Origin of the sequence: Bythopirellula sp., assembly GCF_041737835.1 — a bacterium.
Lineage (GTDB): Bacteria > Planctomycetota > Planctomycetia > Pirellulales > Lacipirellulaceae > Bythopirellula.
In genome coordinates this window covers 462,720-478,534 of sequence record NZ_JBGSQY010000072.1, presented here as the reverse complement: position 1 = coordinate 478,534, position 15,815 = coordinate 462,720, and the positions used below count along the sequence as shown (strand labels likewise).

Sequence of the window (15,815 nt, the reverse complement as noted above, 5' to 3'; positions counted from 1 at the left end):
CGATGTCAGCAAGCGCGAGGTTGTGTCGCTGCTATGCAGCACATTTGCAGCGCTGGGGGTAGGCTCTGAGTCGCAAACGATTTCGCTAACGTGAGTTGCGGCAAAATCAGCTTCGCCTTCGATTCCCGCCGCCTCCACTCCTGTTTGTATGCCATTAGTAAAAAGGCACTTATGTCGACTAGAGTTGCGGGTTTGTAACCCGCAGCCTCTAATTGAATGACACAATTTGGCAACTTCTAGCATTGATTGACCCAAAAATTTTGGAAGTGGCCGTACCAAATGCAGACACTGTGCAGACGGCGTTTCAGATATTTGTGTCTGCTAACACGTCCAGTCGAGGCCTGATCACCTGGGCAATAACAATGAATACTCTCAGCAATCAATGAAACTTGGCCTGAATCGGGTTAAGATCCCGAGTAGTGAGATTGTTAGCAGCAAGCAGGAAGGCTCAGGTACTTGTGTCAGGGCTGAGACCCCAGTCGGTTGACCGTACTGTTGTTGCCAGATATGCAAGTCAGCTTGATTGACCTGGCCATCACCATTGGCGTCTCCATCGGCGAGTGTCGCGCCTGAGTTTAGACCAACGCGTCGTTGCCAAGTAAGGAAGTCGCGACCATCCACGTCGCCATCTTCGTCGAAGTCCGCATTGCCAGGACCTTCTAAGACAAACTGCAGGACGTTGGCTGTGATGCGAAGGGCGCCGACGCCCGGGGCTCCTGTGAGATTGAAATTATCTATATCTGGATAGTGGCTGCCCGAGACTCCGGGAATTGAATACGGTGCCGCGCTAAAATCGATGAGATTGTAGACTCCCGCATTGAGAGATTCGACTTCGGAGAGATCGATATTGATAGAGTCTTGCATCTGAGTAAATGTCGGCACGCCCCCGATTGTGATGACGTTCGGTGTGCCAGCCAGAAATCCGCCACCGACAGTGAGCAATGGGCCGGTTAGCGTGCTATCGAAGTCGAATCGGATAGTGCTGCCATCTTCAGCCATCAGGCGGTTGCCGAAGCTCAAATCGACGTTTGCAGGATCGGCGTTGAAAACTTCTAGTGACGATTGCGCGTCGATCGAGCTATCACCAAATACCGATCCTTCGATACGAGCCTCGCCCGCGATAAGGTCCAAACCAGAGCCGGTGATGATGGCCCTCCCGGTTAACGAGCCGTTCTGCACAGATATGCCATCGTGAGCTCGCACAAAAGCCAGATTGGTGTCCGTACCGCGAATACTGAGGTGCCTAAACGTTTGTGAGGTCGTGCCAAACTGTGTTTCCCCATCAATTTGCACGTCGACAGTGCTACCGAACTGGTTGCTGTTATTTGTAACTAGCGTGGCGCCGCTGCCGATCGCTAACACACCGCCGACTGCGTTGACGCCCGCGGGCTTATTCAATCGTAAGGTACCGCTCGTCACTTCCATAAAACTAAGCGTACTTGGCGTCGATCCACCGAGGGTCATGTTCAACCCAGTTCCGCCGAAGGAGAGGAGACCGACTCCCGTTAGCGCGCCTGTGAACTCTTGAGCGGGCAGCGTCGCCGGTGCGTTGATATAGAGTGTGGTGTCGGCTTGGACGGTACCGGTGTAGCCAAATAGCCCGCCGATCGTCGACGGGGCGGTGGCCGCGCGAATCGTTCCACCAAACAGGTTTGTGTCGGGCAAGGTAGCGCCGTTGAGAATTAGCGTGCCGCCGCCGTTCTTGAGGATGGCGCCGGCTGTGATTGTGCCGCTGTAGGTCGTTACGCGCCCGCTCTCGGTCGGAAGCGTTAATATTCGCTCGCCAACGCTGAGGTTGGCATTAATCTGATTGTTTCCGTGCAGCGCAACGACGTGATCGATGTTGGTCGGCAAGTGGAGAGTGCCGCGCGTTGTGTTGGTCGTGGTAAGGCTAGAGCCAGTCAATGAGAGCGAAGCAACGGCCTCGGTTTGGCCTTTAAGGTCCCAAGTCGAACCGCTGAGGGTGACGGCGCTGGTATCCGCAATCAGATTCGACGCATTGCTGGTTAACGTGCCAGCGGTGACGCTTACGGCATCGTAGAGACGGGCATTGGGGCCGAGGATGAGATTTCCGCCGCCCAGCTTGTTGACGCCTGGCGAAGTCGCCGTGCCATCGAGCAGCAGCGACGCGCCGCCGGCGATGTCGAAGGTCATCGCGCTGCTGGCTTGGAGGTTGCCATTGATTTGGCCCGCGCCCGAATGCGACGTGACCCGCGAGTTCTGCAGTCCGATTGTCGGCGCGCTGCTCGTGACGGGCCCGAGATAGAAATTGCGAGTCCCTTGTAGCACGCCGCCGTTGATGACCAGTTCCTTGATCGTCTCCGGTGACTCGCCGCCGATTTCCCAAAAGCTATTCGCGTTGATCGTGACGGTGGCGTCGTCTTTAATTTGATGGCCCCGCACGCTAAATAACTTCGCTTGCACGCCTTCGTAGCCCACTGTCACATCGCGGAGAGTTTCTGGCCCGTTGGTTCGATTGAGCAGCAGCGTAGTCGACTTGATGAACGTCTCATTGATTTGGTTCGAGCCTGTACCAGCCAGCTGCAAACCACGCGAGAGTGCACCTGCACCTGTCGACTCGCTAGCCTCGATCAGTAGCTTGTTGGCGTTGATTGGCACGTTAATCAGCCCGGCATTTTGAAACGACGAGTTGACGGGTATCGCATCGTACTGAAAGGTGATGCGGGACATGCCATCGATCGGACTGGGGGCAATCGACAAGTAGGAGCTTCCGTCGGCAGGCGCCCCGGCAGCATACTGGATTGTCGAAGCTACCTCGGCGATTTGTGCCTGCTGAGTGATCGTGACGCTCGCAACGCTCAACGGGCCTTGAATTTCGAGAACTGGCGCACTTCTTACCGCATGCATCCGGAGATCTTTGAAGACGTTCCCCATGGTCGCCAAACTCGTGAACTTCGAACTGTCACTGATACGAAAATCTGTGGAGTTGAGCGTAAGATCGGTCGACGCGGACGGAACTGTTTGCTGATGAAAAATCATGTTCGCCCCGTCCTGGACTTCAATTTCGCCTACTTGCGTCGAGCCGCTGAAGCGAGTGAGCTTCGGGGCGTCAGTCGAGAGCTTCCCGGTGAAGTTGAGCGTACTGCTGTACAGATTGATGTTGGGCAGCCTTTCAAAGTGCAGATCCGAGCCGCTCACATTGCCCCAAACATCGAGTTGAGAAGGACCATCTGAGAAAATGCCGTCTTCCTTCCAAACGGCGCCTGGGCCCAGTTGCAGGTCCAACCCGATGATGGTCTTAAGCGGTGCAGTGCCGTCTGCGTTTGCCGCCATGATCGTGAGGTCACCCGACGCAATCGTGAGGAGAGCCCGCCTAAGGACCCCGCCGTCGTTGACCGCCGAATCAAGAATGATCTCTCGATCGCGATCGATCACCAGCGCGCCAATGGTGAAGTCTTGTCGCGCGCTCGGATGGAAACGGTTAGCTCCCTCGACGTCACGGAAAATAAGCGTATCGTTCGCCGTGAAAGGCCCGAAAGGTGGGCCGTTGTCCGCACGATCCCAGTTGGATAGGAACGACCCGTCGCGGTCGTGCCAATCAGTGCTCTCTGGTGCGGGATCAATTCCGGGGTAGAGAGGCGCGGTCAGGCCGATGTAATTGGCATCGATATGCCCTCCAGCGGTCCAGACATATTCGAGGGCGCAAGCTGGCGAGATGAGCATCGCTACAGCTGCTAGAAACGTCGCCACTACTTGTCGATACCGAGAGGTCGATTGATTTTTAGATCGAAGTCTTCTGAATCGCCTAGTTGTCTGATGCGGCATTCGGATTCTCCAGCTTTCGGTAGGCCGCATAGACTCGTGGGAAAGCCCAAGATCGCTGGCCGGTTTACAGTACTTAGATGTCGACTTAACATGAGTCAGGGTTACATTTTAAGCGATACTACCTAGCTATACTGGTCTGGGCACCGAAAACTAACGCGTGACACTATAAATTCTGAGATTTCATCGTGGCGCTGAAGGCCGCGCAGTAACTTTGAGGTCCGCGGCAATGGAATTTCTTGACGGCTCTTTAACCCCAGCCTCACTACTCTGGCGGGTACGAAACCCGGCTGACCAACAAGCCTGGGAAGAGTTCGTGGATCGTTATGCTCCTAGGATCTTCGCTTGGTGCCGTGCACGGGGATTACAGGATGCCGATTGCGAGGAAATCGCCCAGAATGTGCTCGTCAAGCTTGTCGTCAACATGCAGCGATTTGTCTACGATCCGAGTCGCGGCAGCTATCGTGGTTGGTTGAAGACCGTAACTAACCATGCCATTGCAGACGCCGTACAGAGTGGTCAACGTCACACGACAGGTCAACAAGCTCCGTATGCAGCCCTGGACAACGTCGAAGCTCGAAAGAGTCTCCAAGAGCAATTGGCTGAAGACTTTGACCTTGAGCTTCAGGCGGAAGCTATGCGTCGCGTCAAATCGCGAGTCCAGGAATCTACCTGGTGTGTGTTTGAACGTCGTACTCTCGAACGACAATCGGCCAGTGAAGTTGCCTCGGCGTTGAGTATGTCTGTTGCTGCCGTCAACATGGCCAATCACCGTGTGAAGCTGCTTTTGAGGACCGCCGTCCAGGAACTGGAATCTGGCGACGAACCATCCGCATGATGAACCAGTGTCCAACGCGAGAAGCCGTTCAACTGATCTTGGAAACGTCAGAGAACGATACTGACTTCCACGAACTTCTTGCTCACGTCCAAGTATGTCCGAACTGCCAAGAGCTTTGGAAGGAGTTCGATCAACTAGAGAGTGGCGATGATCCGAAAGTGAGGAGCTCTACCGAGGATGTTCTGCCAACGGATGTACGACGACGGCTCAAGCTATCGAACTATGCGATTAGTGCGAGGTCCGGTCGCAAGTCTGACGACAACTCAAGTCGTCTAGAAGTTCGCTGTCCTAATTGTCGCTCACCTCTCGAAGTTGCCGTCGATACGTTACTGACGGACCTGACTTGCCAATCTTGCGGTAGTCACTTCAGTCTCGTCGATTCGTCACCAACTCCAAAGGCGGGGACCTTGTCCAGGATCGGACGGTTCGAACTCATTGCCCGTGTAGGGGTTGGTAGTTTCGGTAGCGTGTGGAAGGCGCACGACAGTGAACTCGACCGTGACGTTGCCATTAAGATTCCGCGTCATGGCGCAATGACAGCGGATGAGCAAGAAAAGTTCTTTCGTGAAGCGCGCGCGGCTGCCCAACTGCGGCACCCTAATATTGTGACCGTGTACGAAGTTGGTCGCGATGGCGAGCACGTTTATATCGTTAGCGACTTCGTTCAAGGGATCACGCTAAGTGATTGGCTCGTCGATCAGCGTCTCACCGGACGCGAAGCCGCCCAACTTTGCTCTAAGATTGCTGAAGCGCTTGAACATGCCCATGCGCAAGGCGTGGTGCATCGCGATCTCAAGCCCGCCAACATACTCATCGACTCTGAAGGAGAACCGCACCTTACCGATTTTGGCCTCGCACGGCGTGAAATCGGAGAAGTAACTATGACCCTCGAAGGCCAAGTGCTTGGCACGCCTGCGTATATGTCGCCTGAGCAAGCGCAAGGCGATGCTCACACTGCAGATCGTCGCAGTGATGTCTATTCGCTGGGTGTGATTCTGTTTCAAGTTCTGACAGGCGAGCTGCCGTTTCGTGGTAACGCACGCATGATCATGCATCAGGTCATTCATGACGAGCCACCTAGCCCGCGTCACCTCAACTCCAATCTTACCAAAGACCTTGAAACAATCACCTTGAAGTGCATGGAAAAATCGCCCAGTCGACGGATATGACTCAGCCCAGGAAGTGGCCGACGAGCTCCGACGATACCTCGCGGGCGACCCCATCGTAGCGCGGCCGATTAGTTGGCTTGAACGGCGCTGGCGGTGGTGCTTGAATCACCGAGCAGCCGCGGGGCAAGCCGCGGAGCCATTCCAATCCGTCGACTTCCATCCTAGCGGACAGTGGATTGCCATTGGTGGCTGGGGCGGCGGTGTTGAGGTTTGGGATCTGAAAAAAAGGCAATTGTTGGCCAGGCCTCGCGAGACAGGGAATATTTGGCGAGTATCCTTTAGCGAAGATGGAAAGAAACTCGGGGCCGCTGGTGAAGGAGGTGTTTGGCTGTGGAATCTCGTTGCGGAGCAGAAAGTCGACTCGGCTGAGGCTTCACTTAAAGTTCAAGAGGTGGCAAACCTCGAGATGCCGGGCGTCTATTTTTACTGCACATTCGCGCCTAAAACTAACGAGTTTACTTGGTGCAGTCACTGCGTTACTCAGTACGATGAGATATCACATCTTCCGCGCGAAGTGCCGCAAGCTAAAGTGGCGCCCGAAGTGAGCCCTCTCGGGTTTTTGCCTAACGGAACACATGTCTTGCTCGTTAGTTCGGAGGGTAATCTGCAGCTTCACGACATTAAAGCAGATCGCGTGATTCGAGATGTCCTTCGCTCCGACCCACCTGATCTTCGCGTCTCCGGGGTCAATGTAAGTCGCAGCGGAGAGTGGGCCGCAGTAAAGTGGAAACGTGTGGGTTTGAGTTTAATAAACATCGACCAACCCAAAATAAATTTCGATCTGCCTAATTCTCCAACAAATAGTGGGGTTTGGTTCTGGCAATGGTCACCCGATGGAAAGTGCCTTGCCCTCGCCTGTGCGGATGGAAAGATTTATGTGTGGAACATCGCGAAGGTTTCTGAGCAATTGTCATCGATAGGACTTTAGTCCGCCCTTGCCGGGCGGCGTTCCGGAATAAGGATTTCATTGCCAGGTTCGATTGCGATATGGGGATGAGCGGCCCACAAGTAGGGGAGCGATTGACCGCCGGTGTTCGTGAGCTGATAGTCAACTTCGAGAGCGTCAGTCGTCAATCTTAGCGTTAGCACAAATCGAAGCGGTAAATCGTCGGGTTCGACGTGCAGCGTTAGCTCTATCGCCTGAGCCTCAGTCTTTGGATTGACGATCCGCCATGGGCGATACCACAGTTCGCCGTGATCGGTGAGTTGGAGATCTCCCCACCCTGTTCCTGGCATTGAACAGGGATTCACCGTGGGAAAGATTTCGTCCCATCCCACCGAGTCGTGTAAACCAAAGTCGGTGGTGTCCTTAACTGGCTTAGCGAATGGTATGTGAGGATTCTTCCACAGCCACTCTCGGCCGGTGCGAAGTGACAAGAAAGAAACGATCTTGCCGCCAAGCTCGGGAACAACAACTAGACGCCAAGACGAAGACATTGACTTTACGGCCAAGGATCAAGCAATTTACGTGTTCTTTTCCAAATGGCCAGAGGACGGAACCCTTTCGATTCGAGCGTTGTCGAAGTCTCAATTTGCCGGAAATATTGCGAAGGTCGAGCTTCTTGGTTCGACGATTGCTCCGACTTATTCGCAATCGCCAGAAGAACTTAGGATCGAGTTGCCGCGGGAAAAGCCGTGCAAGTCTATGTGTTGTCTTAAGGTTCACATGGATGAAACACCGTAAGGAACTACGGAACGATCAATTCCCAGCATTATTCTAGGGGTATCTTTGTTCTCCTTGAGTATTGCCAGCTTGGTCAGGTTTGCTTGGTTGGCGGCTCTTGTTGGTGCCAAGCAGCGGGAAGGAACTTTGTCATCTTGATCAACTTTTGCAACTTCGTCACGCCTCCGAGTGATCAAGTTCGATTGGACAGTCGGTAATTTCAAAGTAACGCGCAGCATGGGGTGCCACTCGCTGGCTTGTCTTGTCCGGCAGTGTCTTTATTGCTCGGGCGTAGGCCGGAACGAGTAACGCTAGTTCCGGCATGGCATTACGAACACACGTTCATTGCCGGAACTCTCTCCACTCGGTCCGACCTGCAAAACTCCCCCCGCTTACGCGGGAGGCTCGTCAGATAAAACCATATCACATCCGCGCGGCCATTTCATGCGCTAAATTTGGCCACCGTTGCGCGCTCGTCTGCGACGCGCTGCGCCTCGCGGCTAACGAGAATTCTGTGGCTGAGGTCTTTGACCTCGGATTCTGTAAGTAATCCGGCCGCGCACGAAAAAACCCGTCGTTGATTGCTCAACGACGGGTTCTTAATTTGGTGAATATCAATTCAACTTACAGGCCCGCCGTGTCAACGGTTTCGCCAAAGTTTCTCGTCGCCATCGCATTAAACAAAGCATTGTTGATGTCGAACGAGTAAAAGTGAACCGACGCATCTGCGTAAACCACGTTCATCCCCGAGGGATGGGCGGCACCGAAGAAATACACGTCGCTTCCATTCAGGCCAGAACACGCATTGGCAATCTGAGTATCAGAGTTAAAACAGATCCCGGCATCCCCGTCATTAATTGGCTGAAGACCTGAAAATCGCATGACATCAGGATCCCAGCCATCGCTCCACCCCAAGTCATCGGAGGGGAGTGCACCACCGGTGTTGGTATTAAGTCCTTCGTAGAGGTCCGAGCGAACAACTTTCTCGCCGACAACAAATGTATTGCTTGTCCCATCAGTAATTTGCCCTGGCTCGACGGCACGGGGAACGTTGACAGCAAACTGGCCACGAGCGGCAGTCGTTGCGGTTGCTCCAGCGCAATCTGAGGCAGGATTACAACCAGAAACTCGGTAGGGAGTTCTGACGATCACGCCATCGTAAACGGCGTTGTCCGGTAAAGGTCCACCATTGCCGCCACCCGTGCACCAAAAGGCTTGCTGTACAAAAGTTCTAGCGGTTGGCGTATAGGGTGAAAATCTTTCAACAGGGAATGGTGGTAAAGAACCGCCTGGTTGCGACCAAGGAATTTCTCCTGCGGTAGTGGGGCTCTTGTAGGTATAGGGCTGTGCCGCGGCATAATCCATCAAGGCTCGCTGACTAACCGAATTGATGGTTGGAGCACGACGCGAGGGGCAAAAGTAGCCCTCGATGATGACTCTTGATAATTCATTGGTTTTCTTCATCGCACTCGCGTTAGCTTGTTCCAAATAGGGCAGAATTTGATAAGCCCAACTTAGTCCTTGAGTATTCGCTGAATTAGGAGCGCCCGGGTTGTTGAGACTTCCTTTTGTATAGTCTTCAATTCTGGCACCGTTAACAGAACCACCCGTCGGGAACACCTTGAGTGCGCTCACGTGGTTCTGCATGGCGATGCCAATTTGTCGCAGTTGGTTCGAGCATTGCGTTCGGCGAGCAGCCTCACGTGCCGCCTGGATAGCCGGCAGCAGTAAAGCCACTAAGACACCGATGATCGCGATAACCACCAATAACTCGACGAGCGTGAATCCCTGTCTCACGGTTCGATTGGTATTGGACATGATGGACACTTCTCCTCGAATGATCTGCCTGTTCTCTTTCATCTGTTCCAAGCTTAATCACCAGCGACTAAGCCCATTCCCTGTCACACAGGGCGATATCCCTCTTCCCTTAAAGACAAGGGAAACCGAACCGACTCGGCATCGATTCGGTTTCCCCTCGTAACTTCAAAATCCCTCTGGTGCGAATAGCATTCCGCTATGGAAAGTATTCGCAACCATCATTCAATGAAACAATCCGTCACTTACGCAATGCGACCGCGACGGCTCAAGCCACAGACCACCAACCCGACAGCCAAGCTGAGGATCGTGGTTGGCTCGGGAACGCTACCAATTGCAGCCAGATTGCCGCCGTTGTAAGCCGCTTGCCAATCAGCCAGGTTGCCAACGCTGGGGTTGCGCTGCCAAGCCAGGAAATCACGACCATCGACGTCCCCATCGTTATCGAAATCGCCCGGCAGGCTGGCGTTGGCCAACATGAGGGAAAAATCGTCAAAAAAGGCCGATTGTGCGCCAGTGGTGGTGACACCATTGAGAAGCCCACCGCCAACACGAACGCTGACTGCACCGGCAGGAGCCGTCGCTTCGATGGTGTGCTGCAGCCACGCTCCGTCGTTGAGCTGGCCGTTATCAACCAGATCAAGAGTTTCGGGAGTTCCAATCACATTGCCACCGCCATCGAGGAAGGCCACTTCGAAGAAGGTACTTTCGGTGTTGTAGTTCGTCTCGAAACGAGCCCAGCCACTGAAGGTGTACTCGCCACCCGGAACAGCTTCCACGGTTTGCGTGATATTGCCACTCACTGGCGTGGCGACCTCACCAAGGAAGGAGCTAATCCAAACCCCGTTACCACCCCCGGCCAAGCGATTGGCAAAGCCAACTCCACGAAATAATTCTGTGGTCGGTACAGGCGCTGGATCGTTAATGACAATATCCCAATCCTCGAGGCCGTTGGGAACAGGGGGAGAAGCATCTTCCAAACCAGGATTCAGCAAGATCTCAGTCACAGGATCGCTCGTCGTCTTCAGCGAAAAGCTATCGTAGAACGCTGATTGGGCGGGATTGGTGTTGAAAACCATATCCCGAGCAGCAGCTGTGACGCGAACTTGCGCGGTGCCCGCGGGAGCCACGGCATTCAACGTGTGCTGATAGAGAACATTGTCGTTGGCGAAATGGAATTCGGGATCGAAGCCGATTTGGGCAATGCGATCTTCTGTCACATCCAAGATAAAGGGCGAGCCGATCACCGAATTGCTGCCATTCAAGAATTCGATCATGAATTCGTTGGTCGTCGGTGACGCCACGGCACCCAACGGTGAACTGGCGGCAAGTGTTTCCACGCCGCCGGAATAGTTAGCTTCGTAACGTGACCAGCCCGAGAAGGTGTATTCCTGACCGGCGGTACCCGTCACGGTTTGGGAAAGGATCGCATTGGTCAAATTATTGGGACCCGCCGTGCCGCCTCCAGCAAAAGCTTTGAGGAACAACTGCCGAACACCCTCTTGCGCGGAGTTGGAATTGTTCAGCACTTCTGCCGAATCGATCGGCGTCAGTGTCGTTGAGACAAACTCCTGCAAATTCCAAAAAGGGGCCGGTTGCGGTGCAGGGGCAGGAACAAAGCCGCCGTTGGTAATGAGCTCAACAGCCTGAGCTTGATAACAACTCAGTGAAGCCAGCGCCATCAGCGTGGCTGCAAAAATACGCAGTTTCATATATCACTCCCTCCAAAAGTAGATCTCGAATCATCGATGAGTGTCCCGGGTGTTTTGTCTGCCCTCTTACAGTTACGATTCCATCGAACAGCCCTTCGATGGGACGCGTCGAACGCTGGAGAGAAAGTCACCGGGACAGGGACTTTCGCCGCCGCAGCGCCCACCAAACCTCTGCTGCCCGCAAAGAGGTTTTGGTTGGTGTTTTTGCCTCACATCCACCTCAACTCGTTCTTTCCGCTAGCTTCCGCCGTCTCGCCCTCAATCAGCAGTAGCGATTCCCTAGGAATCAAACCGCGAACAAGAACCTCCTGGCCATTTCGTAGGAACACGAATCATTGGAGCTCGAACTGAACTAAAGATCCCTCACCAACACACATCCTGACCCGATGTGTCGTGTTGCATGAAAAGCCAGACCATGAAAATGGCTCTGATACCGATTGATTATAGGCAGGCCGCCAATGAATGCAAGCGCTTTCTTAAAATCGCGTGACATACGGCTGACCACCGTTTTCGCTTGTTTTTACAGCGTAAAAGTGAGTCGGGAAGGACCATGCTATCCCGAATGGGGAACTGCAATGCCCATTTTTCCGATCATTGCCAGCAAGCGTGTTGCTATTAGCGCGCTTACGAGTTGACCGTTGGTACAGTGCCAGGTAATGCGGATTACAGAGGGAATCAACGACTATTTTCGGCAAGCCGCTTGAAATTTCGTAAGTTGCCGATTAGGATCGACAGTTGCTTGGAAGCGCTTTCAAGTACTTGCCTCCGCGGCACGGCTGAAAACGCTTCCTGTACTTGTCCGCGTCTCATCCTATTTGCGAGTTGATCGGAGTCGGGAAACATCCTGACGAGGTGATCGAGAGAATCGTTCCCAAGGCACGAGAGAGAGGCACTCTGAACGTGTCGTTAGTGGATTTTTGCACTTAATGGGAATGCTGAGCAGGTTTGGCTGGAGCCAAACAGGTGACTGGGAAAAAGAGAACAGAGAAGAAGGTCGTAGAGTGCTGCGCGTAACGTGGCCTCTAGTTGCTTCTGTGATAGGCTCTTTTTTATTTGGGAGGTGTTCTAATGAAGAAAATGACAATGCTGATGCTCGCGTCGGGCATCGTCGCTTGTTTTGCGCTCTCGGCGCAGGCACAAGTGTTGATTGGTGGAAACCTGAACAACGGCAATATGGATTCTACATATTCCCAGTTGATCATCGACAATGCCCCTCCGGGGCCTGGTCCAGAGGACCTCAATTTTCCCAAGCCAGCGGTTTGGATCAACGAAGGCAGCCGCACCATCGGCGGACCTTATGAAGATGATCTCTCCTCGGAGCCATGGTCCGGTCCTGCTCCAACTCCCGTGACCACGGGTGGCAGCGGCTTGCCCGGTCCTGATGGTTGCGATGGCCTTGATTGCGGCGTGTTCTTTAAGCCGTTCTCGGGTGGTGGTGCCAACGGTCCCGCAACCTCGCATCTTTATCAAGATCTTCCGGCCATTGCTGGCAAGACCTATACCTTGACGGGTTGGGCAGGGGCTGAATCCGCTGCTTTGATGGTCGATGCTCAGATGGCCGTCGAATTTTTGGATGGTGGCGGAAGCGTGATCGGTGGTAGCGTGCTAAGCCTGTTGCCGACGCTGACGGTCGACAACGGTTTGGCGTTTGATTACAAGCTGTACACCGTGTCGGCGTTGGCCCCTGGTGGAACTGCCGAGGTACGTGCTCGCGTTTCGATGATCGGCGCGACCTCGAATCCCGCCGGTGGTGGACAAGCCTTCGTGGTCGACGATTTCACGCTGACCGCTGTGCCTGAACCAACGTCGTTGTTGTTGATGGGCTTGGGCTTCGTGGGTGCCATGGGCATGCGTCGCCGCGGTTAATTGAACACCATCGATCAACTAGATCGATGCCGATAACTTAAAGCACCCGCCAGCAGATTTCACAATTTGCTGGACGGGTGCTTTTTTTGTTTATGCTACCCTGAGGGACGGGATTCTAAGCGATTGAATCACCGTCGACTTGCATTGCCGTGCGACCCGACAGCATGGCGATCACCGCGAGCAACTCGCCCGGATCGACCGGCTTGGTGACATGATTTTGAAAGCCGGCGAGCAATGCCCGGCGGCGATCTTCGCTCCGTGCGAACGCCGTGAGTGCCACCGCGGGGATTGTTCCCCCCTGCTCTGGCGAGCGAAGCCGAATCTCGCGGATCAGCTGATAACCGTCCATATTCGGCATGCCGATATCGCTCACGATGACATCTGGCCGTTCGAGATCGAAAGCTTGTAGAGCTTGCTGCGCGCTGCTGGCTGTGGTGACTTGCGCGCCACGATGCGTGAGCAAACGTCGCACGACGTTCGCGGCATCCATCTCGTCATCGACGACAAGTATTTTTAAGCCGGTTAAATCAATGGCGGTTTGGGTCGACGATTCTTGCCCCTGAGTGGGATGAATACGTTCTTCGTTGGTAGAATGCCGCGCGATTTGCAGTGGTAGGCAGACGACAAAAGTTGCCCCTTGGTTTTCGCCGGGACTTTCCACGCGGACGCTGCCGCCATGCAGTTCGACCAGTTGCTTGACTATCGAGAGTCCCAAACCCAACCCACCATGGCGGCGAGTCGTGGATTCTTCGGACTGCCGAAAGCGTTCGAACACGTGCGGCAGAAAATCGGCGCGGATGCCGCAACCCGTGTCGGCGACACTGATTTCTAGATGCGAATTCACGCGCTCCAAGGAAACTTGCACGCGGCCACCTTTGGGGGTGAACTTTACGGCATTGGAAAGTAAATTCCACATTACTTGTTGCAGGCGGTCGAAATCGCCGAGGATCGGGCCGGCCACAGGATCCAAGACTTTGATGATGCGTACATCTTTAGCATTGGAGGCAGGCTTCACTGTTTCGAGGGCGGCTTCAATCACTTCCGCGGGGCTGATCGATTGCACGTTGAGTCGCAACTTGCCCGAGATGATGCGGCTCATGTCCAAGAGGTCGTCGATGATTTGCACTTGAGCCTGGCTGTTGCGTTCAATCGCGGAGAAAGCCTCTTCCATTTCCGCTTGGTCGACCATGCCCATCTGCAAGAGTTGCGAGTAACCGAGGATTGCGCTCAGTGGCGTCCGCAATTCGTGCGACACCACCGACAGGAATTCGTCGGTCATGCGATTGGCTTGTTCGGCGGCGCTGCGGGCGGCGCGCTCGCTGGTGAGCAAAGCTTCGCGTTCGACTTCCGCTTGCTTGCGTTCGGTGATGTCGGCGCAAATGCCGGTCATCCGTTGCGGCGTGCCGTTGCTGTCGTGAAACGCCCGCCCCCGACCTTCAACCCAGCGCGTTTCGCCGTCGGGCCGTTTGATGCGGTACTCAACACGATGTTCTTCATTCATATCCAACGAACGCTGCACGCTGGTGGTGAGCAGCGGCTGATCTTCGGGGAAAACATCTTCAAACACGGCATCGAATTGGCCAGGGAATGAGCCCGGTGCGCGACCGTGGAGCTTCTCGAGTTCCGGCGACCAACGGACTTCACCGCTGGGGACATCCCATTCCCAGGTCCCCATCCGCCCTGCGGCGAGCGCGATCCGCAAGCGTTCTTCGCTTTCACGCAGCGCTTGCTCGGTCCGTTTACGTTCTTCGATTTCAGTGGTGAGTTCGGCGTTGAGCGTTGCGAGGCCAGGAAGATGCAAGGCTTTGGGAACAATCTGCCAGAGCGCGATCACGGTTGCCCAAGAGACGATAGCGGTCAGGAGTTTGACGATTCCTGCGAAACGATACACGGGTTGCCAGAAGATGATCGCTTCGGTGAGATGGGTCGTGCCGCAGGCGAAGATAAACGCGACGAACAGCCAGAAAATTCGTGGAAAAGGAATGTCGTCTTTGCGGCGGATGACGAAGTAGGCGATCACCAACGGGATCGCGGTGTAGGCGCCGAAGATGGCCAAATCGGAAAGAATATGCAGCCACCCGTGACCGGCGTCCCAGTTGCCACACTTCCAGCGCGGCGGGAAATCGCTCGTATCGAAGAGCTTGCTGATAAAATCAAACATAGAGGTGTCCCCAGAAGAACATTGCGCGGTCAATGCGCGTTGATGGCAGAATAGCATCCCGCGAGTCGTGGGCCAATCACTCGATTGCGTGATGGTGGAAGATCAACCACCATGGACGGTTTTCGACTTGGCGAACGTGAGCGAATGCAGCGGCATGACCGTGCCGTCGGCGATGACAAAAACGTTGTCGCTCTCCGTGGGTTTGACGGTCGCGCAACCTGTGAAATCCCCAAACGCGGGGAGCGCAGCATGATGCTCGCCAAACCAGAAGCAAGGAAGCCGCAATTGTTTTCTCCCTTCGGAGAGGGCCACCTGCGGATGAATGTGGCCCGTGAATGCGTAGAGTTCGCTCTCTGCGCCGCTAGCTAAAGCAGCCGCATCATGAGCGAACGAGAATGGACCATCTGCGAGTGAGTTCGCGACTTCAATATTAAGTGTCTCGAATAAATCGGCGCGGCCACGGTCGTGGTTGCCGCGTAAGAGAACAATTTCCAGATCGCGATGATGGGCCCGCCAAGTGACGAGTGCCGCTTCAAAGCCCTCGGCATGTTTTACGTTGGAGTGAATGAAGTCGCCGAGAATTAGCAATCGCTGCGCATTCGTCCGTTCGATCACGCTCGTTAAGCGCGTCAGCATGGCCTGCGTGGTTTCCTCGGGGACAGGAATACCAAACTGACGAAACGTGGCCGCCTTGCCAAAATGCGTGTCGGCGACCAGCAATGTTTTTTGAGCTGGCCATTCGATCAGCTTTTCGGGGAGCAACCGCAGCGTTTCGCCGCGAATTGAAATTGTGTTCTCGTGATCCACC

12 protein-coding genes are annotated in these 15,815 nt (G+C 54.5%); 5 read left to right on the top strand and 7 right to left on the bottom strand.

The window, feature by feature from the left end:
- Positions 1-372: 372 nt before the first annotated feature.
- Positions 373-3,711: a dockerin type I domain-containing protein gene (locus AC6T8Q_RS21385; RefSeq protein ID WP_500681013.1), complete on the bottom strand. Its 3,339-nt coding sequence runs from the start codon at positions 3,709-3,711 to the stop codon at positions 373-375.
- Positions 3,712-4,012: 301 nt separating this feature from the next.
- Between AC6T8Q_RS21385 and AC6T8Q_RS21380 the strand changes: the two genes are divergently transcribed.
- The 3 genes from AC6T8Q_RS21380 (at position 4,013) to AC6T8Q_RS21370 (ending at position 6,718) form a co-directional block, all read left to right on the top strand.
- Complete coding sequence (locus AC6T8Q_RS21380) at positions 4,013-4,621, top strand: RNA polymerase sigma factor (RefSeq protein WP_500681012.1); 609 nt, start codon at positions 4,013-4,015, stop codon at positions 4,619-4,621.
- Between the two features lie 407 nt (positions 4,622-5,028).
- On the top strand, positions 5,029-5,790 hold the full coding sequence (locus tag AC6T8Q_RS21375; protein WP_500681011.1) for a serine/threonine-protein kinase: 762 nt from the start codon (positions 5,029-5,031) through the stop codon (positions 5,788-5,790).
- A gap of 100 nt (positions 5,791-5,890) precedes the next feature.
- Entirely contained in the window at positions 5,891-6,718 is an 828-nt protein-coding gene (locus tag AC6T8Q_RS21370; protein WP_500681010.1) for a WD40 repeat domain-containing protein, read from the top strand.
- Here AC6T8Q_RS21370 and AC6T8Q_RS21365 read toward each other — a convergent pair.
- Positions 6,715-7,227: an aldose epimerase family protein gene (locus AC6T8Q_RS21365; protein ID WP_500681009.1), complete on the bottom strand. Its 513-nt coding sequence runs from the start codon at positions 7,225-7,227 to the stop codon at positions 6,715-6,717. The two genes, AC6T8Q_RS21370 and AC6T8Q_RS21365, sit on opposite strands and share 4 nt — an antisense overlap.
- Here AC6T8Q_RS21365 and AC6T8Q_RS21360 point away from each other — a divergent pair.
- Entirely contained in the window at positions 7,154-7,474 is a 321-nt protein-coding gene (locus AC6T8Q_RS21360) for an alpha-L-fucosidase C-terminal domain-containing protein (RefSeq protein WP_500681008.1), read from the top strand. The genes AC6T8Q_RS21365 and AC6T8Q_RS21360 overlap by 74 nt on opposite strands.
- Here the strand turns inward: AC6T8Q_RS21360 and AC6T8Q_RS21355 are convergent.
- From AC6T8Q_RS21355 to AC6T8Q_RS21345, 3 genes are all read right to left on the bottom strand, one after another.
- Positions 7,453-7,692 (bottom strand): hypothetical protein, encoded by a 240-nt coding sequence (locus AC6T8Q_RS21355; RefSeq protein WP_500681007.1) that lies wholly within the window; start codon positions 7,690-7,692, stop codon positions 7,453-7,455. The two genes, AC6T8Q_RS21360 and AC6T8Q_RS21355, sit on opposite strands and share 22 nt — an antisense overlap.
- A gap of 385 nt (positions 7,693-8,077) precedes the next feature.
- Positions 8,078-9,313: a DUF1559 family PulG-like putative transporter gene (locus AC6T8Q_RS21350; RefSeq protein ID WP_500681018.1), complete on the bottom strand. Its 1,236-nt coding sequence runs from the start codon at positions 9,311-9,313 to the stop codon at positions 8,078-8,080.
- A gap of 200 nt (positions 9,314-9,513) precedes the next feature.
- Complete coding sequence (locus AC6T8Q_RS21345) at positions 9,514-10,980, bottom strand: PEP-CTERM sorting domain-containing protein (RefSeq protein ID WP_500681006.1); 1,467 nt, start codon at positions 10,978-10,980, stop codon at positions 9,514-9,516.
- Positions 10,981-12,048: 1,068 nt separating this feature from the next.
- On the opposite strand from AC6T8Q_RS21345, the gene AC6T8Q_RS21340 reads away from it, so the two are divergent.
- Positions 12,049-12,846: a PEP-CTERM sorting domain-containing protein gene (locus AC6T8Q_RS21340; RefSeq protein WP_500681005.1), complete on the top strand. Its 798-nt coding sequence runs from the start codon at positions 12,049-12,051 to the stop codon at positions 12,844-12,846.
- Between the two features lie 115 nt (positions 12,847-12,961).
- Here AC6T8Q_RS21340 and AC6T8Q_RS21335 read toward each other — a convergent pair whose 3' ends face one another.
- Both AC6T8Q_RS21335 and pdeM read right to left on the bottom strand, forming a co-directional pair.
- Entirely contained in the window at positions 12,962-15,007 is a 2,046-nt protein-coding gene (locus AC6T8Q_RS21335; protein ID WP_500681004.1) for a hybrid sensor histidine kinase/response regulator, read from the bottom strand.
- 102 nt (positions 15,008-15,109) lie between these two features.
- Positions 15,110-15,814: a ligase-associated DNA damage response endonuclease PdeM gene (gene pdeM, locus AC6T8Q_RS21330; protein ID WP_500681003.1), complete on the bottom strand. Its 705-nt coding sequence runs from the start codon at positions 15,812-15,814 to the stop codon at positions 15,110-15,112.
- Between the last annotated feature and the right edge of the window lies 1 nt (position 15,815).